Origin of the sequence: Enterococcus sp. DIV1283b (assembly GCF_051710965.1) — a bacterium.
Lineage (GTDB): Bacteria > Bacillota > Bacilli > Lactobacillales > Enterococcaceae > Enterococcus_B > Enterococcus_B lactis.
Map to the genome: position 1 here is coordinate 1,742,602 of NZ_JBIOLR010000001.1, position 19,317 is coordinate 1,761,918.

General features: G+C 38.5%; 18 protein-coding genes and 1 riboswitch. Of the genes, 4 read left to right on the plus strand and 14 right to left on the minus strand.

Features of this window, described 5'->3' with window-relative positions; translation table 11 throughout:
• Positions 1-128: 128 nt before the first annotated feature.
• The 11 genes from IGJ53_RS08540 to IGJ53_RS08590 form a co-directional block, all read right to left on the minus strand.
• Positions 129-1,436, minus strand: coding sequence for a nucleobase:cation symporter-2 family protein (locus tag IGJ53_RS08540; protein ID WP_002292241.1), 1,308 nt, complete (start codon positions 1,434-1,436; stop codon positions 129-131).
• A gap of 2 nt (positions 1,437-1,438) precedes the next feature.
• Complete coding sequence (locus IGJ53_RS08545) at positions 1,439-2,020, minus strand: xanthine phosphoribosyltransferase (RefSeq protein ID WP_002292242.1); 582 nt, start codon at positions 2,018-2,020, stop codon at positions 1,439-1,441.
• A gap of 114 nt (positions 2,021-2,134) precedes the next feature.
• Positions 2,135-2,232, minus strand: a riboswitch (purine riboswitch).
• A 356-nt stretch (positions 2,233-2,588) separates the two neighbouring features.
• Complete coding sequence (locus IGJ53_RS08550) at positions 2,589-3,881, minus strand: Gfo/Idh/MocA family protein (protein ID WP_259742407.1); 1,293 nt, start codon at positions 3,879-3,881, stop codon at positions 2,589-2,591.
• A complete protein-coding gene (locus IGJ53_RS08555) occupies positions 3,878-4,501 on the minus strand; it encodes a hypothetical protein (protein ID WP_010732727.1) in 624 nt (207 codons plus the stop codon). The genes IGJ53_RS08550 and IGJ53_RS08555 overlap by 4 nt, the downstream gene beginning before the upstream one ends.
• A gap of 2 nt (positions 4,502-4,503) precedes the next feature.
• Complete coding sequence (locus IGJ53_RS08560; protein WP_002292245.1) at positions 4,504-5,340, minus strand: carbohydrate ABC transporter permease; 837 nt, start codon at positions 5,338-5,340, stop codon at positions 4,504-4,506.
• A gap of 16 nt (positions 5,341-5,356) precedes the next feature.
• Positions 5,357-6,244, minus strand: a complete 888-nt coding sequence (locus IGJ53_RS08565) for a carbohydrate ABC transporter permease (RefSeq protein ID WP_002313850.1) — start codon at positions 6,242-6,244, stop codon at positions 5,357-5,359.
• A 15-nt stretch (positions 6,245-6,259) separates the two neighbouring features.
• Positions 6,260-7,543 (minus strand): ABC transporter substrate-binding protein, encoded by a 1,284-nt coding sequence (locus IGJ53_RS08570; RefSeq protein WP_438750053.1) that lies wholly within the window; start codon positions 7,541-7,543, stop codon positions 6,260-6,262.
• Positions 7,544-8,394: 851 nt separating this feature from the next.
• Positions 8,395-9,078: a hydrolase gene (locus IGJ53_RS08575; RefSeq protein ID WP_259742405.1), complete on the minus strand. Its 684-nt coding sequence runs from the start codon at positions 9,076-9,078 to the stop codon at positions 8,395-8,397.
• 17 nt (positions 9,079-9,095) lie between these two features.
• A complete protein-coding gene (locus IGJ53_RS08580; RefSeq protein WP_002315168.1) occupies positions 9,096-9,713 on the minus strand; it encodes a glycoside hydrolase family 73 protein in 618 nt (205 codons plus the stop codon).
• Between the two features lie 9 nt (positions 9,714-9,722).
• On the minus strand, positions 9,723-10,547 hold the full coding sequence (locus tag IGJ53_RS08585; protein ID WP_002374382.1) for a M15 family metallopeptidase: 825 nt from the start codon (positions 10,545-10,547) through the stop codon (positions 9,723-9,725).
• Positions 10,540-11,100 (minus strand): hypothetical protein, encoded by a 561-nt coding sequence (locus IGJ53_RS08590; protein ID WP_002293272.1) that lies wholly within the window; start codon positions 11,098-11,100, stop codon positions 10,540-10,542. Before IGJ53_RS08590 ends, IGJ53_RS08585 begins: the two co-directional genes overlap by 8 nt.
• A gap of 173 nt (positions 11,101-11,273) precedes the next feature.
• Between IGJ53_RS08590 and IGJ53_RS08595 the strand changes: the two genes are divergently transcribed.
• A complete protein-coding gene (locus IGJ53_RS08595) occupies positions 11,274-12,230 on the plus strand; it encodes a Gfo/Idh/MocA family protein (RefSeq protein WP_259742404.1) in 957 nt (318 codons plus the stop codon).
• Positions 12,231-12,658: 428 nt separating this feature from the next.
• Here IGJ53_RS08595 and IGJ53_RS08600 read toward each other — a convergent pair whose 3' ends face one another.
• Complete coding sequence (locus tag IGJ53_RS08600; RefSeq protein WP_010732730.1) at positions 12,659-13,615, minus strand: aromatic acid exporter family protein; 957 nt, start codon at positions 13,613-13,615, stop codon at positions 12,659-12,661.
• Between the two features lie 104 nt (positions 13,616-13,719).
• Here IGJ53_RS08600 and IGJ53_RS08605 point away from each other — a divergent pair, with 104 nt between their 5' ends.
• Positions 13,720-14,322 carry an FUSC family protein gene (locus IGJ53_RS08605; protein WP_010732731.1) on the plus strand — a complete coding sequence of 201 codons (603 nt, stop codon included), beginning with the start codon at positions 13,720-13,722 and terminating at the stop codon, positions 14,320-14,322.
• Positions 14,323-14,408: 86 nt separating this feature from the next.
• Here the strand turns inward: IGJ53_RS08605 and IGJ53_RS08610 are convergent, their stop codons facing one another.
• Complete coding sequence (locus IGJ53_RS08610; RefSeq protein ID WP_010732732.1) at positions 14,409-15,908, minus strand: flotillin family protein; 1,500 nt, start codon at positions 15,906-15,908, stop codon at positions 14,409-14,411.
• 15 nt (positions 15,909-15,923) lie between these two features.
• Positions 15,924-16,448 (minus strand): NfeD family protein, encoded by a 525-nt coding sequence (locus IGJ53_RS08615; RefSeq protein ID WP_010732733.1) that lies wholly within the window; start codon positions 16,446-16,448, stop codon positions 15,924-15,926.
• 175 nt (positions 16,449-16,623) lie between these two features.
• Here IGJ53_RS08615 and IGJ53_RS08620 point away from each other — a divergent pair, with 175 nt between their 5' ends.
• Both IGJ53_RS08620 and IGJ53_RS08625 read left to right on the plus strand, forming a co-directional pair.
• Positions 16,624-18,267, plus strand: a complete 1,644-nt coding sequence (locus tag IGJ53_RS08620; protein WP_086323296.1) for an ATP-binding protein — start codon at positions 16,624-16,626, stop codon at positions 18,265-18,267.
• Positions 18,242-18,958, plus strand: coding sequence for a response regulator (locus IGJ53_RS08625; RefSeq protein WP_010732735.1), 717 nt, complete (start codon positions 18,242-18,244; stop codon positions 18,956-18,958). The genes IGJ53_RS08620 and IGJ53_RS08625 overlap by 26 nt, the downstream gene beginning before the upstream one ends.
• The last annotated feature ends 359 nt before the right edge of the window (positions 18,959-19,317 follow it).

Here is a 19,317-nt window from a genome sequence, read left to right on the forward strand (position 1 = left end):
TTATCCAATACATAAAAAAGGACGTGACAAAAGTGATGTCACATCCTTTTTTAGTATAAATGGTATTCAATCAGCTGACCCTCGATATTCACTCAAAACGCTGGTTTCACAACTTTTCTTTTACTTCATTATTTTTTGAAGGCTTCTTCTACTATTTCTTCATCTTTTTTTAAACCATTAAAGATCAGATTCAATATGATAGCCGTAATACTACTCATTACGATGCCATTGCCAGTGAACATTTGCAATGTTTGAGGCATTTGACTGAATAACGTCGGCGTAATATTGAAACCTAGCCCAAATCCAACAGAAACAGCAACAATCAATAGATTTTTATCATTGCTGAAATCAACTTCCAACAGCATACGGATTCCTTGGACTGCCACCATCCCGAACATGACTAACATTCCTCCACCAAGTACCGGCTCAGGAATGATTTGTGCTAGCGCACCGATTTTAGGGAATAATCCTAAAACAATCAAGAAGAACGCAGAGAAGTAGATAGGTTTTCTCGTTTTGATACCCGAAAGTTGAACCAATCCGACATTTTGAGAAAAGCCTGTGTAAGGGAATGTATTAAAAATACCGCCTAAGATAACGGCAAGTCCTTCTGCACGATATCCTTTTTTCAATTCTTCTTCTCCAACATTCTTCCCAGTAATGTCACCAAGCGCAAAATATACACCCGTTGATTCTACCATGCTGACCATAGAAATGATGATCATCAGTAAAATCGACCATACATCAAAAGTTGGCTTACCAAAATAAAAGGGTTGTGGGACATGGAACAACGGTGCATCTCCAATCGCACTCAGATCGATCATTCCCATGAAAGCAGCTAAGATGCTTCCACCGACTAAACCAATCAATACCGCGATGGAACGAATGAACCCTTTTGCCAACATTTGCACACCTACAATGAGGAGAATCGTCACAAATGCAAGTAGTAGATTTGTTTTGTCACCAAAATCAGCCGCTGTTGCATTACCGCCACCCATTTTTTCAATTGCTACTGGAATCAATGTCAATCCAATAACGGTGATAACCGTCCCTGTTACTAAAGGCGGGAATAATTTCTTGATTTTAGAAAAGATACCTGAAACTAACACAACAAAGATACCTGAAGCGATAATAGATCCATAAATAGCTCCTACTCCTTCATTAGTTCCGATCAAGATCAGCGGAGCTACTGCTTGGATTGCACATCCCAAAACAACAGGCAAGCCAATTCCGAAAAATCGGTTAACGGTCAATTGCAATAATGTTGCTAATCCACACATAAAGATATCAATTGAAATCAAGTAAGTCATCTGTTCTTGATTAAAGCCTAGTCCTGTACCGATCAAAAGAGGCACCGCTACTGCTCCTGCATACATCGCTAACAGATGCTGCAGCCCTAAAACCGCGGCTTTTCCATTTTGTGTTTCTTTTTCCACGATTATGCGTCCTCCTCAAGAAACTCAACTTGTCCATTCGTCAAGGAAGCGATACGTGCAAGAGAAACGACTCTCAATCCCATTTCTTCAAGCAACTGACGTCCATCTTGGAAAGACTTTTCAATGACGATCCCGATTCCTTCTACTTGAGCTCCAGCTTGCTGGCATAATTCAATCAATCCTTTTGCCGCTTGTCCGTTTGCCAAGAAATCGTCAATAATCAATACTTTATCTTCTGAAGATAAGAATTTACGAGAAATAGAAATCGTACTTGTCACTTGTTTCGTAAAAGAATAAACAGAAGCCGTCAATAATTCTTCATCCATCGTCAAGCTTTTTGCTTTTCTGGCGAAGATCATTGGAACACCTAATTCTTTTGCAGCAAATAAAGCTGGTGCGATCCCAGAAGCTTCAATGGTCACAACTTTCGTGATTCCTTGTTCTTTAAATACTTCTGCAAACCGTTGTCCCATTTGTTCCATCAATACAGGGTCTACTTGGTGAGTGACGAAACTGTCGACTTTTAGTACGCCCTCGCCTAATATACGTCCGTCTTTTTGAATACGTTCAACTAATTCTTTCACTTTATTTGCTCCTTTATCATTTATTAATACCAAAAAACCGCTTTTGTGCAAAAACCTACTATGTTTCTGTTAAAGAAAAACACCCTCCACTTTATCATAAGAAAAGAAGGGTGAAATAGCCAATCTTTTACTTATAGTCCAGCATTTACGGTACTGGCTAGAAACTGTCATCCATATTATGACGATATATAAGTAGGTATGTAAAACTAATAATAGTGTAAAATCATTTTCTTGCAACTGTTTTGCACGTGAAGGCAGTTTGACATATTTGAATAAAGAATGTTGTTTCAAATATTGAAAATAGTCTAACACTACTTTCTGAAACTGACAACGTGGTTTACTTATTTTTTTGTAAAATCTAATGATTTTTAATGCATTACTCCTTTTTGTTCGGGTTTAAATAGTTATTTTTATTTTCACTTATCCAAAAATTCTATTCCACACAAAAAGGATTGTGAAAAAAAACGTGTCACAACCCTTTTTTCGAATAAACAGTGTTCCAAAGACAATCTACGGCAATAGCGCACAGATTTATAACGTACGGGAAATAATTTTCGTAAATTCCTTCTTATTCCTTGAAGCTGACAAGTTCATCAATCGCCACTGCTTTTCCTGAAGCAATAGAGTGGTTTGCTGCAATTCCTGTCAAGATCGACAGGATACCATCTACGTGAGTTGCTGCTCGATTCCACGGATCTTCTTCCTTTACTTCGCCAAACAGATCATCCAACAGACGTGGATCTCCTCCGCCATGTCCGCCTGCTTCTTGTTCAACGATTACCTCATAGGGTTCACCGAACATCGGATAGACCTGGATGGACTGAAGAACGGCTGCTCCCTCATCTTTTTTATCTCCACCAGCGTTGATATAGGACTTTTCGATCACTTTCATTTCGATCCGTCCTTTGCTGCCATTAAAAGAAACATTGAATCCTTCCCACGGCATATACGCATTTAGCGAATACGTCAATATCGTACCAGTCTCGTATTTGACCGTCACTCCTAATGTATCTTCAATAGCGATATCATCGGAAAATACACTGCGATCACGAATGTATCCACTGTCTTCTTCTGCTTCCAAATACATTTCTCGTAATTCCTCATTGGCTGATAGATCTATAGCAAATGGATCATTTTTGGCTAGTTTGCTTCCATAGCATCGACTGTAAAATGTTTCTACTCCGCGTTTTTCCGCATTATGCATTCCATAAAAATTCAATCCACCAAATGCGAATACCTTTTTTGGATGGCTACTCAACCAAAAGTTCACCAGATCAAAATGATGGGTAGATTTGTGCACGAGAAGTCCGCCACTATTGTGTTTATTTCGATGCCATCTTCTGAAATAATCTGCCCCGTGCTGCGTATTCAGCAACCATTCAAAGTGGATAGAGAAAACATCGCCGATTATGTCTTTTTCCAGCAGTTCCTTTATCTTCGTGTGATATGGCGCATAACGATAATTGAAAGTGACTCGCAGATTCCTTCCCGTTTGTTTTTGAACAGTTATTATTTCTTGCGCTTTTTCCTCATCGATAGTCAGAGGTTTTTCGCAAATAACATCATACCCTTTTCTCATTGCACGGATGATATAATCATGATGCGTTCGATCTACTGACGTAATAATGACTTCATCTGGCCGTACATCATCCAGTAGCTGTTCAAATTGCGATGGCATACATGTCTTTACTTTCTTCTGTCCATACTTGTTCACAAGTACTCGATTTGCATAATCCATTCTTGTTTGAGACACATCACAAAAACCGACCAGTTCACAAGTTTGATGATACGTAGAGGCAATTGCCTCATAAAAAAAGCGAGCTCTTCCGCCAAGACCGACTTGTACATATTTTTTCTTCATTTAAACTCATTCTCCTTTTCTTTTAACCAGCATGCTGTGACAAATGGCAGTCCAGGATACAGCAATGCAGCAAGTAAAAAATCATACTGTATACACCAATACAGCCCATACAAAAGACAGAAATACCACAGAAACCCTTTGACATTTCTTGACAACAGCCAGATATTCCTTTTGATCAAATAAATAAGACTATCTGCTTTCTCTTCTTTGCAGACATCAATTAGCGTACTAAAAAAACCATGGGATACAAAAAGCAACAGACACAATAGAAAAGGAATCAGATACCAAGCATCAGCCTTTTCTATGAACAAATACCAATCAGCTGCAAAAATAAGAACGAACAGCTGAAACAACGCAACAATGAAACATAACCTTTTGATTTTTTCTTTCCGCCAACCTACCTTCTTTTCCGCCAAATAATGGGCAGATAGATAATAAGCAGGATACATCATCAAAAAATAAATCAGATAGACAATAGGAGCAGAAAGCGTTAAGCCTAAAGTAAAAAAACATCCTAGGAAAAAAGCGAAAAGACCATGACTGATAAGACTGGTTAAAAAAATCCGACAGAAATAGTAGTTGATCTTGTAAAGAAACATCTCCTCTATTGGCTTTTTCATATTCAGCCTTTCAAGCCGCTTGTACTGATTCCTTGGACGAGATATTTATTGAAGAATAAGAAAATCAGAAAAACCGGCAGCAAAGACAGCGTAGACATCGCAAACATACTGGCGTAAGTCGTGCTAGATCCAGCATCTGCAAATAATTTGATGGCAATCGATACGGTATAAGATCTCGGCTTGTTCAAATAGATCAGCGGTCCCATAAAGTCATCCCATTTCCAATAAAACTGGATAATGATCGTGGTTATGATCGAAGGTTTTAGCAAAGGAAAAATAATTTTGGTAAAGACACTATATTTGCTGCATCCGTCAATAATCGCTGATTCATCTAACTCTTTAGGGATACCGACCATGAATTGCATGATCTGATAAATAAAAAATGCTTGTCCAAAAAAGTGCGGTAAGATCAGCGGCACATACGTACCAACTAAATTCAGCCGATTGTAAATAATAAACTGCGGAATCAAAATCACTTGTGCAGGAATCATCATCGTTACTAACATGACGACGAACCAGAACCTTTTTCCTTTGAAATCGATCCTCGATAATGCGTAAGCAATACAAGTCGAGCTCAACACTGTCCCGATCGTTGATACCGCAGAGATGACAAACGAATTCTTAAAGAACGTGAAAAATGAGATTCCAGCAAAACCTGCCCATCCTTCTGCGTAATTTTCCCATCGAAAAGTTTCTGGAATCAAATTCAGTGAACCACTTAGAATCTCTTGATCCGTTTTAAAAGAACCTGCGATCATCCACAAGACTGGATAAATCATGACTAGACCTAATAGCAAAATAAACCCGTACTGGAACCATTTCATTACTGTTTTATTCATTTTTTCCTCCTCCCGTTCACACAACGACCCATTTTTTTGATGATTTGAAAATCAGAAAGGTAACAGCGCCCATGATCAACAGCATGATCCACGAAATAGCACTAGCATACCCCATAGAATTAAAAGAGAATGCTTGGTTATACACATAAAGAGCATAAAAGTTCGTGGCATCATTCGGACCACCTTGGGTAATGATGAACGCTTGCGTGAAAGTCATAAACGCTGCAATCGTCTGCATGACCAAGTTATATAAAATGATTGGCGAAAGAAGAGGTAGCGTGATCTTGTAAAACGACTGCCATTTGTTCGCTCCATCGATCTCTGCCGCTTCATAATACGAGGCTGGGATCTCTTTGATACCTGCAGCAAAGATGATCATTGCCGAACCGAATTGCCAAGCAGACATCAAAACAAGAGGGATCATGACCAATTTTTGATCGCCAAACCAGGAAAGTGCTGGTGCGCCTAGTCGTTCTAGAAAAATATTCACTAACCCATTTTTAGAAAACAATTCCCGCCACACTAGAGCAATAGAAATACTGCCGCCAATCAAACTAGGTACATAATACAAAGAACGAAAGAAAGTCGTCCCTTTGATATTTCTCGTTAAAAGATAAGCAATCAATAGACCAAAGATCAGTTTCACAGGCACAGAGGCAAATACATAGAGAAAAGTAACTCGAATGGAGTTCAAAAAACGAGCATCACTTAGCATTTTTATATAATTATCCAAGCCGATCCATGAGACTGGATTCCCCAGACGATAATCGGTGAACGAATAATAAAGAGACAAGATCATCGGTATTACCGTTATCAATAGAAATCCTAGAATAAATGGAGAAGCAAATACGTAACCGACCACGTTATCTTGATTCATGAATCGTTTTAGTTTTTCTTTTTTCATGCTTTCCTCCTGTTACTATTCCAGAATGTTTGAAGCAAACTCATAAAGACTCTCTGCTGCTTCTTCTGCCGTCATTTCTTCATAGATAACTTTTTCTACTAAAAGATTGTATTGATCTTGGATTTCCGGATTTAAAGCGCTATCAAAAACGTTTACTTCACCGTTGTCCATATCGGAGATCATTTCTAAATAGTCGAATGTCGCTTGTAAAGTTGTATCATCTGTCTGAGCGAGTTGTTCTCGAATATTGGACATGATTGGTACACCGCGTTCTCCTTTTAAAATCTCATTGGCTTCTTCACTGTTTTGGAAGAAATCAATAAATTTAGCCGCTTCTTCTTTGTGCGCTGAATTTTTTGCCATACTCAGCATTTGCGAAGAACGTAAAGGAATACCAGATTCTCCATCTGATTTTCTGCGAGGGGGATTAATCAATCGAATTTCCATGTCTTCAGGAGCGCCTGACAAAATTTCTGTCAACTGGTTACTTGATAGAAAAACCATCGCTGCTTCGCTATCTCTAACTGCCTGAAAAGACAGATCTGTCGTACTTGCAGCTCCACCACCCGGTTCTGGATGGGCACCTTTATCTACCAGATTTTTACGCAGCTGGAAAAAATCTGGTAAATAGTCTGGATTTTCGAATCCTAAACTGTTAGATAAATCCTTCTGATTATAAAAATTCAATCCTTTTTCAACTTGCGGTATTTGAATAATACAGCCAGCTATAAAATCTTCGAACCTTGAAATAGCATAGATCCCTAATTCTTCAGTAATTTGATAGCTGATTTGCTCAAATTCTTCCCATGTCCAATTGGAAGCAGGTTCAGGGATACCTAATTGTTCAAATATATTTTTATTGTAAGCAATCGCAAACGAGTTCACCCCGTTGGACAGTCCAACTAATTGCCCGTCGTAAATCGTCGTTGCTAAATAGGATTCATCCGCATTAGAAACATCAATTATCCCTTGCTCCACATATTCATCTAATGGTTCGATCTGATTGATGTATTGAGGAAATTGATTGTTTAGTTGGAAAATGTCCCAGATATCATTTGATGCTGCTAGCGTACCTAATTTTGTGTAATATCCTTCATAATCATAGAATTCATACTCGATCGTTACATGAGGATTTTTTTCTTCGTAAAGCTCGATTACTTTTACCGTTGCATCGTGTCGAACTTGTGAACCCCACCAAGCCATGTTCAACGTGATTTTTTCGTCATCCTCTTGCCCACAAGCCGTCAAGAATAATAACATAACACTTAATGCTAAGATGATTCTCGTTCTTTTCTTCATTTCCTACACCTCTACTTCCATTGACATTTTTCAATATACTGTATTTTTATACAGAATATATTTATAAAACCATCTTTTTTAAAGGCGAATAAAAACCAAGGCTTGCCTTTTTGTTCTGCCTAGGATGAACAACTCAATACTTTCAAGGAAAATTAGATAGTGCTGATTCTTTTTCCATTGCTACAAATACTTCTTGCTTCAATGATGGGAGGATAATTGCGCAAAGAAAAAAGGATATCAGACAACCGTCCAATATCCTTGACATAGCTAAATAAGCGTGCCACTCTGCGTATATTATTCCCTAAAAAATCAGAAAAAATAACTAGTAATTCTGTATGAAATTAGGTACAATATACACGTCGATGCACAAGCATTGACTATGGCAACTTGATTGGTCAGTTCCCGCTGACTTTTCAAGCCCCGGTGATTTAGCTGCTACTAAATTGCCGGGTGCCTTTTTTAGTTTTTATTCGTTTTTCATTCTATAGAAAGCGCTTCAATAAATCAAGACATTTTTTTGACGTAAAGCTAATAATAACAACAGATTTCGACTATTTATATGTACATTACAGATAAAAAAACAAAAAAATCTTCTTTTATTTCTGAATTTCGAACAAATAGGACCAAGTATAAAAGAGGTCGTGAGCTTGCCGTTCAGCTCCGATTCACAAGGAACAATTTTAAAAAAACAGCTTCCCATGTTTGATGAATATTGTAACTTGTGACCGAGGAGTTGGTAGGAGAACACCGTTTATCCGGAAAAAGAGCGTGGGACAAAAGTAAATAACACTTTTGTCTCACGCTCTAAACACGTATAAACGGCGGAAGCAGAAGCAACTCCTTCTTACCTGTTATTCATGTTTCTTTTTTTCAGTTTCCCGATATTTTTCCATTTTACGACTAAAAAGCTCTCCGCTACTTGGCGGCGTATACGTGATGGCATTTGCTCCTGCTTGAATGGTCTCAGCAATACTATCTTCCGTTGGTCCGCCTGTCGCAATAATAGGAAGTTCAGGATACTTTTTATGAAAATGACGTACTGCTTCTGCAGTTTCTTTTCCCGCACTGATATTGATAATCGAAATACCAGCTGCTAACTTTTCATCAATTTCTGTATATTTCGATGTTACCGTACTGATAACTGGGATATCAACTACTCGACATACTTCTTTCACTGTCTCTAAAGGCGTAGGACCATTCAAAACGACCCCTAAAGAACCTTGCGCTTCTGCAAACATGCTCATGTAAGAAGAACGAGCACCTTGTGTCAATCCGCCTCCTACACCGGAAAAAACTGGAATATCAGCTGCCTCAATGATACTTTTAGTAATTGCTGGATGTGGTGTAAAAGGATACACAGCAATTACTGCATTCGCATTTGTATTTCGTATGATTGCGATATCCGTAGTAAAGATGATCGAACGAATCAATTTTCCAAATATCTTGATCCCGCTTGCTTCTAAAATGATTTCCGGTACTCTTACGATATCTTTTCTCAATTCCGTCATGATTTCCGGCGTAAATTGTTCTGCCATCAGCCACTTCTCCTTTGCTATCTCCGGTCATACTGATTCAACTGGTACGTCTCGATGACCTGGATGATTTTTTGCGCATAACCGGGGTCTGTCGCATAACCTGCATCTTGCAATGCTTGTGCGGCTTCCTGATAATTGGTGGCCGTAATCACTTTTTCATACAGTGCAGGATTCCAATCTACTCCTTGGACGAACAGTTGTGTATGGTCATCCATGGACTGTTCCCATGAATCATACACTTTGAAGTCTCCTTGGATAGTTATCCATTCTTCGTTAACAAATTCCTTTGTTTCTAGGCTTACTTTCTTCTGATCCCCATAAGCCTTGATCCCGAAAAGATTATTGTATTTGCTAGCCAAGGTACTTTTTCCCCAATTCGATTCTAATATAGCTTGTCCTAAAATGATACTAGGAAGCACTCCATAACCATCTTGTAGTTCTTGGGCATGTGGAACAAGCCGTTCAATAAATTGCTGATGGGATTGCGCTTCATTTTCTTGCTGATTATCAGTAAAAGGAGAAGACAGATTCTTCAAGGAAAAAACAAAGGCTAGGAGTATCACTACTACACCGGCAACCACTGCTGGCCAACGGATATTCTTGCGCTTTTGCTTTTTCCACTTTTTTTTCGCCATGATCAATTCCTACTTTTCATTTAATTCATTCAGATATTCTTCTAGCGTCAATTGGTGTTTGGTGATATACTCAGCATTTTCTTTACCGACATAACGTAAGTGCCAAGGTTCATATGTGATTTTAGTTATATCTTCGCGTCCTTTTGGATAACGAACGATAAATCCATACTGGGCAGCATGATCTGCGATCCATTTAGCTCCAGGCTGATCTCCGTAACTTGCATCCAATACAGTAGAAGGATAACTGTTGTACCAGTTTTGATCGACGACATCGACTGCCAGACCTGTGTGGTGTTCGCTGTATCCTGGCTCCGTAATCGTTTCTTTAGTGATTTTTGTCGCCTCCTCTTCTGATACACCTTGACGACTCATCACATCTTGGACATTTTGTTCGAAAACTTGTTGTTGGGATGATACAGACCGGTAAGCTGAGACCATAACTAACGGAAACCCAGCTGTTTCGGCAGCTTTAGCAAATGCTTCATATTCCGGAGCAATGCGTTTGTCGATCAAATATCCATTACTCAATGATGCCAATTGAGTAGACTCATCGATTTCTTTTTCTAATTTGTGATCTGGACCAACCAAAACTAGTTGCCAATCGTCTGTTTTAACATCTGGTAATTGTTTGGATGTACGATCTTGTGTTTCTTTGTCCTTTGCCTTGCTGCTTGTTGTTTGACTGTTTTTTTCTTTACTAGCAGTTGTTTTGGTGCTTGTTCGTTCGACCGTTTGATTGCCGGCTTGAACATGCGCGTCATCATCGCTAAAAATAACATAGCCCATTGCTGCGATCATAATCACAACTGCTCCAAATCCTAAAAATTTATTCACTTGAAAAATCCTTTCGTTGTTCTTCACGTTCCCCGTTCGTATCATGAACGTAAGTTTCTTCCAGATTTTCATTCACCCAATCAAGAAGTTCGATTTTTTCTCCTTCAATCTGTTTTTGAACATCTGCTGGCAAACGAAAATTCAAAATATCATCATAGCCCCATTCATCATATTGAATACTTACTTTCAAGTCAAGGTACCTACCAGCCTGCTGATTGTTTTTCAAAGGGATCAGCTCGACTTTTGCTGCTTTGCTGCTTAGCCATTTTTGCGCGATACGTGTTTTAATTTGTTTATACTCTGCAACAGCAATATTTCGTTTCTCGGGAAAAATAATCGTTTGACGCAAAATCTTTTGCGTAAGCATCCATTCATAATCAGTGAAAAGATTTTTTACTTTCTGCATCGCTTCAGAAGGCAAATTTTTCTCGCCATCTTTCCATTTTTGCCATTGTTCTGGGCTGATCAGCAAGTATTCATCTAAAAAGTTTTTTTCAGTTTCAAACTGTTCCAATAATACACTCATAATAAGATCAATATATACTTGATGCACGTTTATCCCCTCCTTTTAACTATTCTACTTAAGTTTTAGTCAAAAAGCACCTGTTAAATCGCTGCTTTCATTTTTTTTAATGTTTCAAGTCCTCTCCCCTTCATTCTTCGTGATTTTTGTTATAATAATAGACAGAAAAGAATCTCAATCCAACTATGAAGGAGCGTTTTCAGATGAAAAAATATCAATGGGGAATCGTTGGTCTAGGTACCATCGCACATGAGTTTGCCGAAAGCTTCAATCAAGAGACAAGTGAACTAACAGCGGTTGCTTCCAGAACTTCAGAAAAAGCGGAAAACTTCGCACACCGTTACAATATTCCAAAAGCTTACGGAAGCTATCAAGAAATGTTAGACGATGCTGAAATCGACATCATATACATTGCTGTACCAAATAAACAGCATATCGACCATATCTTGGCAGCATTGGAAGCAGGCAAACACGTCTTATGCGAAAAAGCCATCACGATGAACAAAAAAGAACTGGCTGATGCTATGCGTTTAGCAGAAGAAAAGAATCTGATTTTAGCAGAAGCCATGACCATCTTCAACATGCCGCTTTATCAGCAATTACACTCAATAATGGATACAGGAAAACTAGGGGCTTTAAAAATGATCCAAGCACCTTTCGGCAGTTATAAGGAACCAGATCCAGAAAACCGATTCTTCAATCCTGAATTAGCTGGTGGAGCTCTGTTGGATATCGGTACGTATGCGGTATCTTTTGCTCGTTTCTTTTTGAGTTCTCAGCCTGAAGTAGTTGCCTCTACAATGATCCCTTTTGAAACAGGCGTAGACGAGCAATCAGTCACTATTTTGCGCAACAAAGAAAATGAACTTGCTGCTGTCAGCTTGACTTTTCAGGCAAAAATGCCAAAAGTCGGTATCGTTGCCTTTGAAAACGGCTATGTGACGATTGCTGATTATCCTCGTGCTGATCGTGCGGAGATCCTATTTACAGACGGTACGAAGGAATTCATCGAAAGCGGGAGTACTTCTGAAGCCATGAATTACGAAATAAACAATATGGTACACATGATCGAAGGTGACTTGCCCAATCGTTCTCTCTTCTTGACAAAAGATGTCATCGACATCTTGGATCAAATGCAAGTTTTATGGAAAAATATGTAATTTTAAAAGGTCGTGAAAAAGCTGGTCTGCATCAAGTAATAAGAACAGCCAAACAAAAATAGCTCCTCCTATTTTTCGTTTGGCTGGACTTATTCCCGCAGATGCAAGCTTTTGAACACCGTTTAAAGAAGAGGTTGTGAAAAAGCCGCTTAGTTTCGAGTATTAAGAAAAATTTTGTGAAAATGGCTTTCCACATTTTTGCATAAATTTGGCTTAATACCGAGAAACTGGCTTTTGAACACCGTTTATACCAAGAGGTCGTGAGCCTGCCGTTCAGCTCCGAGTCGCAAGGAGCAATTTCAAAAAACAGCTTCTCATGTTTGTTGAATATTGTGACTTGTGACCGAGGAGTTGGCAGGAGAACACCGTTTAAGGAAGAGGTTGTGAAATCAGCTTTTTGACCTGAGTATTAGCTGAATTCAAAACCTCTAATTTTTGATTTTTTGTTGGGAGAATTCTGCCTTGATTTCAATAAAACTTTTAAAAGACTGCAAAAACTGGAACAATTCTGCTCGGTCCTCGAATTCAGGGCGGCTAGTCGGCAGAGGCATTTGCCGATACAATACATAAACTTCTTCAATACGTGCTAAGATTTGTCTGCCATCATTTGACTCTGAAAATGTTTCTGCCGTATAAATCAATAAACCGTAGATATGTTTTCCATAATAAGCGGGTTGTTGGATCCGCTCTAGATTTTCCAACATGTCTTTAATCACATTGACCTGTGCTCGTCTCATAGAGAAGTAAGTTTCATAGTATAGCGGCTGTCTGAGCCAGTAGTTTTCTTGATGTTCTCTGGCATCTTCTTGGCTTTCGCGAATGAATGTCAGCAAATGTTCGCATTTGATCTGCACATCTCCTTTATTTTCCGATAAAAGAAATTCTGCCATTTGTCTCAAGATATTCCGAAATTCTTTTTCGATCTGTATTTGGTTTTCCTTCAGCTGCTTCGTACGATCTGGCATATAGACATTCGCAAGCAAAGCAAATACTAATCCAATCGCCATTAATCCCGCTTCATTGCCGATCAGCTGCCAAGACATGTTTTCCTCCACTAAATAATGAGTAACCAAAACCGAATTTACGACGATTCCTTCAGTTAATTTGAAGCGAGAGGCAAGCGGGATGAACAGGAATAAAAAAAGACTGAAGCCAAAAATAGTATACCCAACAGCAAAAAAACTGAACAGCGCTGTTGCCGTAGCTAATATAAAGGCTGCGATTCGATTCATCCCTGTACGCAATGTAGAGCGTTTTGTATTTCCCACACTCAATAATGCAATGATTCCTGCAGCTGGCCAATACAATAGCGATAAGCTACCCGCTGTGACCATTGAAAAGAAGACACTGATCACCGTTTTGATTGTTCGCATTCCTATACGCATTTACTCCCCCCTTTTTCTGTTTTAATTATACTTGAATAATGAAAAACTAGCTATCAGACAAAAGTTTAGGTATGATGGTAAAAAGAACAAAAAGGAGAATCTCTATGCAATTTGGCCGTTTTCGACTAGGTATGCGTACGATCAAAAGTGCCTTAGCTGTTTTTTTATGTATCTTGTTTTTTCATTTGACTCAACGAGGAATCCCAATGATTGCTGCATTATCTGCTGTTTTTTCTTTGCGTCAGGACTTGACTACAACCGTTTCTTTTGGAAAATCTAGGATCATTGGCAACACATTAGGTGGTACACTAGCTATCATTTATTTTTTTGTCAAAAGCTATTTTCACAATGATTTTTTGGTAGAATTGATCCTGCTTCCTATTCTAGTAATTATTGTGATTGTCGTGTCAGACGGCATCAACAATAATTCCGGCATCATTTCCGCAATCGCTACGTTATTGCTGATCGCATTGAGTATCCCTCAAGGTGAATCTGCTTTGTACGCGATCCAACGAGTACTAGATACTTTTATAGGAACATTCATTGCAATCGGTATCAATTTCTTTCTTCGTCCGCCTGAAACAGAAAAGAAGGAAGAACTATCAGAAGATTTAGTCGAACTCCAAAAGAAAGAACAATTGCTGCGAACAAGTTTACAAGAGATAGAAGCTAAGATCCAAAAACAAAAGAAAAATAGCGAGGACTGATTTTCTTTTGAAATAACATAAAAAAATGGAGAGAAGAACTTGAAAAGTCTTCCTCCATTTTTTATTGATCGGTGAAGTATACTACTTTATTCTTCCTTCATCGAGTGTTGTTCTGCCTCTTTTGGTGCTTCATACATATTTACTTGGCTAGTAGTCCCACGTGTCGACAAATTCTCTACGATTTCCTTCAAGTCAAGTCCTGTTGTCGCTTTTAATGTTTCTTGAGTAGTAGAAAGCAAGTTTGTGGCATAATTTGTCACTCGGTTCGCTCCACTGGTTTCTCCTGAGCTGCTTCCTGTATCGACAACAGAGATTTTTTCGATATTTCCTAGCGGCTGTGCTGCTTCGCGCATCAATTGCGGTAGCATATCGATAACCATACTCAAGACAGCTGCTTCGCCATATTCCTTGAAGGCATTGGCAATTTTTTGTTTTGCTTCGGCTTCTGCTTTTCCTTTTGCTAATGCTGCTTCTGCTTCTGCCTGTCCAGCTAACCTTGTCTTATTGGCTTCCGCTTCTGCTAGTGCTTCCACACGGAAACGTTCGGCTTCTGCTTCGGTCACTTCTTTGACTTTTTGAGCTTGTGCTTCTTGTTCTTTAGCGTAACGATCGGCATCTGCTTTTTTCTTCACTTCCGAATCGTATTGCTTTTCTCGACGTGTAATTTCTTTTTCTTCCAATTCGATTTGTTTTTGACGCTCTATGATTTTGATTTGCATTTCTTGCTCGATTACTTGTTGTTGTGCTCTGGCGCTTTCCAAGTTGTAGGCCTGGTCTGCTTTCGCTTTAGCAACATCTTGTTCTTGTTTGTAGGTTGCTAGTTTCAATTCTTTTTCTTTCAATGATTCTGCGATTTCTGTTTGTCGTTGTAATTCAGCTGCTTGTGATTCTTTTTCTGCTTGAGCTTTTTTGATACGCGTTTCTTTTAAAGCTTCTGCTTCTGCTATATCTGCATCTCTTTTGACTTGGGCGATTCTTGGTTTCCCTAAAGAGTCAAGATAACCATTTTTGTCTCTGACCTCTTTGATAGTGAAAGAAACAATGATCAATCCCATTTTTGCAAGGTCTACAGAAGCGACTTCCTGTACGCTTTGACTGAACTTATCACGATTTTGGTAGATTTCTTCTACAGTCATAGAACCTAGAATCGAGCGTAAGTGACCTTCCAATACTTCTCTTGCTTCATTCTCCAATTCTTCTCTAGTCTTACCTAAAAACTGTTCTGCTGCTGTAGCAATCTCTTCTACAGAAGAACCAATTTTAATGATCGAAGTACCGTCACACATCACCGGTACGCCTTGTTCTGTATACACTTCTGGAGTAGAAACGTCCAATTTGCTGGATAATAGACTGATTCGATTCGAACGTTGGAAAACCGGCAAGACGAACGCTCCGCCTCCTCGCACGATTTTGATTTTGTTGTTACTTTCATCTTTGTGTACATTTTTGCTTCCTAAATAACTTCCACTGATGATCAACGCTTCATCTGGTTTTGCTGTTTGGTACTTCGCTACAAAGACGATCAGCAGCATCAGCAAAATCAACGCTGCGATTGCGATCGCGATAAAAACAACTGGTATTCCCATTTAACACACGCTCCTTTAAGCTTTTATCATGCTTTCATAAGGCATGACATAACAGATTCTTTCCTTGATCTCAATGATCAATACTTTCGTTCCCCGCTCCGCTATCTGTTCTTGGGGGCTGTAAAAACAAGCTGGACGACTAATGGAACCAGTAACACTTTTTAATTGGATTTCTCCCATGCCCCGTACAGGGATTGGTGTGATCACAACAGCTACTTGCCCTTCCAAAGTCTTTTCAGAAGACGACATCGTTGATTCGGCATGTTTCATCGGCATCAATAGATAGAAATTAAGCAAAAATACCAAAACTGTCGATATGGCTCCACTGGCAATAAATAAAAATAAAGAGGATTGATCCGTTAGACGCTCACCAAGAAAACCAAACAAACTTGTAAAAGTTAGCCAAGGGATAACAAGCATTGGATCAAGTGGGCCATCAAAGTCGAAGACATCTCCAAAAATAATCAAAAGAACTGCCAACCCCGCACAAATCAGCAATGTATACCAATAAATCGTCTCAAGTGCGATTCCCCCTATCATATACACGCCTCCTTCCATTTCTACGTCTATCATACCAATGTTTGAAAATTCTGTATAGCTTCTTTCACCGATTCAAAGGTATTTATTCATAGAAAGCTTCTATTTATCAATGCCAATTTGTTAATTTTCGTTTTTCATGTTAGAATTTTCACAATAAATTCTTTCGAGGTAGCCTATGTTTCCTTTCCTTAAGAAAAAACCATTAAAGCTCCAAAATACGATCATTCTTGTCGTTTGTTTCTCCACATTCGTTTCTTTGATTGTTTCTGCCATATTGATTAGGAATTTTATTCTTTCGATGAACCGATCTAGTGTGTCAGATAGAATCTCTAGCATCGCTAAAATCGTTGCCAGCGATAAACTCATCCAAAAAAAGCTTCAGACTGGTGATCCGACACATGTGATTCAAGGAATCACGAATGAAATCATGGTGGCATCGAATTTAGATTTTATTGTTGTCATGGACCCTGAAGGCATTCGGTATTCTCACGCAGATCCAAGTTACATCGGTCTTCCTTTCTCAAGTCATGAAGATGTGAAAAAAGTGATTGGAGGACAAGAATTTTTCTCTGAAAAAGAAGGAATGTTAGGGTTCGGCTTCCGCTATTTCGTCCCTATTTATTATGATCAAGAGATTATTGGTGCAGTTTGTGTTGGCTTGACGAACAACACGATCGACAATCAGGTCAAAGATGGACAAAAAATGATTGTTTTTTCATTAATCATCGGACTTAGCGTAGGCATCATAGGCGCCGTTTTTCTTGCCCAAAAAATGAAAAAAGTACTGCTTGGACTTGAACCACAAGAAATAGCGGAACAGTTAAGTGAAAAAACGATTATCGAAAATGAAGTAGATGAAGGAATACTGGCCATCTCTTCTGATAAAACTATCCTCTTGATCAATACACCTGCAAAAAATATTTTCTATCAAACAAAACGGCTGTCGGATTTCGAAGTAGGAAAAAAAATCAGCGATAATCTATATGACGTATTGTTTAAAGAGACAATCGAGCATCAAACGACTGTTCGGACTCAATCCATGTATTTAAATGGGATAGAAACTATTTCTAGCGTTACACCTCTTTTTAGCAATGACCGTTTTTTAGGAGCAGTCGCAACTTTACGAAATCGATCAGAAGTAATGAAATTAATGGAGGAGCTCGGAGGGACGAAACAATATATAAACTCTATGAGAGCTCAAACTCATGAATTTATGAATAAACTTCACGTCATTTCTGGCTTGATTGACTTGAAGAAGTATGAAGAAGTCACCCATTTTATCCAACAGCTAAATCAAAATTATAAAAAAGAGATTGGTCAAGTCTCAAATCTGATCAAAGTCCCTGCGATTGCCGGTTTTTTATTAGGCAAAATAAACGAAGCCAAAGAACAATCTGTTGAAATGTTGTTAGAAAGTGATTCTTTTATCCCTAAAATGGAGATGGACGACTCCATCCATTCACTTTTGCAAGTGTTAGGGAACTTACTTGATAATGCTAAAGAAGCCGTACTTCAAATGCCTGAAAGAAACGGACAGGTTCGGCTCCATTTAAACTATGACACAGAAGCGGAAGTATTCATCGTGACCGTCTGCGATGACGGTGTCGGAATATCAGAAGAAATCTCAGAAAAAATATTTACGCTAGGTTTTTCGACGAAAGGAATCAATCGTGGATATGGGTTGAATATCATCCATTCAATTGTCAAACGTCACGGTGGGATCTTAGAATTTTCCAAACAAACAAATGGCGGTACAATCGTCTATCTAGAATTACCAAAAAAGGAAGATCAAAATGATGACAAATGTCCTAATAATTGAAGATGATCCAATGGTTGCAGAATTGAATCGTACGTTTGTGGAAAGTATACCTAATATGAACGTAATCGAAAGTTTCAGAAATGTAGAAGAAGGAAAAAAATATTTCAGACAAAAAAACGCAGATCTGCTGTTGCTTGATGTATATATGCCTGGCGAAAGTGGTATCCATTTTTTATCTTGGCTGAGACAGCAAGGAAACGATATCCCAGTGATCTTGATAACCGCTGCAGATGATATCGAAACCATAAAAAATGTGATCCGATATGGTGCCTTAGATTATTTGATCAAACCCTTCACTTTGCAACGTTTCCAGTTGGCGATTGAAAAATACCTTGCTTTCTCTCAGACGATCCAAACGACTGAAAAAGCAGATCAGAAATTGATCGATCAAGTATTCAACCATACTACTCCCATTCATGAAGCACCTTCATTCATTGATTTGCCTAAAGGTCTGTCAAAACTGACTTTAAAAAAAATCAGTGCATCTATCCTAAAAGAAGAGACTATTTTTTCAACAAAAGAACTGGCTCAAAAAAGTGCACTTTCACGTATCTCCGTCAAGAAATATTTAAATTTTTTGGTGGAACAAGATATACTGAAGGAAAGAATCAGATATTTGGAGATTGGTCGACCACTAACCTGTTATGAATTGACAAAGAATGGGCGAAAAAAACTCACAGATTATTGTTAAGTCATCGAGTTATCTAATACTAAATAAAGGCTGTGACAAAAGTCTTGTCTACAGTCTGAAAGTAGAAAAGTATACCAGTATACTTTTCTACTTTTTTAATTAATTTTAAAAGAAGTGTGTTAACAAATTACTTTTATACTCCTTGATTTTAGGAAGTAATTGCTGAATGCTATGTCTAAAAGATTTATCTTCCTTTTTTCATATATCTTTTTAAGCCTAGAGACAACCAGGCGATCTGCATTTTCTATTCTGGCCATTTTAAAGGAGTATTATTGGCCCAAAAAGCCGGCCGATATAATGTCTGTTTGTTTTTTTACAAAAAAATCTAGGACCGACAGAAAATTCTATCAGTCCTAGAA

Coding starts and splice junctions, on each gene's coding strand:
- IGJ53_RS08580 (WP_002315168.1), bottom strand. CDS start 9,713: ATGGCGAAAAAAAAGTGGAAAAAGCAAAAGCGCAAGAATATCCGTTGG.
- IGJ53_RS08575 (WP_259742405.1), bottom strand. CDS start 9,078: ATGGCAGAACAATTTACGCCGGAAATCATGACGGAATTGAGAAAAGAT.
- IGJ53_RS08555 (WP_010732727.1), bottom strand. CDS start 4,501: ATGAAAAAGCCAATAGAGGAGATGTTTCTTTACAAGATCAACTACTAT.
- IGJ53_RS08570 (WP_438750053.1), bottom strand. CDS start 7,543: ATGAAGAAAAGAACGAGAATCATCTTAGCATTAAGTGTTATGTTATTA.
- IGJ53_RS08560 (WP_002292245.1), bottom strand. CDS start 5,340: ATGAATAAAACAGTAATGAAATGGTTCCAGTACGGGTTTATTTTGCTA.
- IGJ53_RS08620 (WP_086323296.1), top strand. CDS start 16,624: ATGTTTCCTTTCCTTAAGAAAAAACCATTAAAGCTCCAAAATACGATC.
- IGJ53_RS08600 (WP_010732730.1), bottom strand. CDS start 13,615: ATGCGTATAGGAATGCGAACAATCAAAACGGTGATCAGTGTCTTCTTT.
- IGJ53_RS08605 (WP_010732731.1), top strand. CDS start 13,720: ATGCAATTTGGCCGTTTTCGACTAGGTATGCGTACGATCAAAAGTGCC.
- IGJ53_RS08550 (WP_259742407.1), bottom strand. CDS start 3,881: ATGAAGAAAAAATATGTACAAGTCGGTCTTGGCGGAAGAGCTCGCTTT.
- IGJ53_RS08595 (WP_259742404.1), top strand. CDS start 11,274: ATGAAAAAATATCAATGGGGAATCGTTGGTCTAGGTACCATCGCACAT.
- IGJ53_RS08610 (WP_010732732.1), bottom strand. CDS start 15,908: ATGGGAATACCAGTTGTTTTTATCGCGATCGCAATCGCAGCGTTGATT.
- IGJ53_RS08625 (WP_010732735.1), top strand. CDS start 18,242: ATGATGACAAATGTCCTAATAATTGAAGATGATCCAATGGTTGCAGAA.
- IGJ53_RS08615 (WP_010732733.1), bottom strand. CDS start 16,448: ATGATAGGGGGAATCGCACTTGAGACGATTTATTGGTATACATTGCTG.
- IGJ53_RS08565 (WP_002313850.1), bottom strand. CDS start 6,244: ATGAAAAAAGAAAAACTAAAACGATTCATGAATCAAGATAACGTGGTC.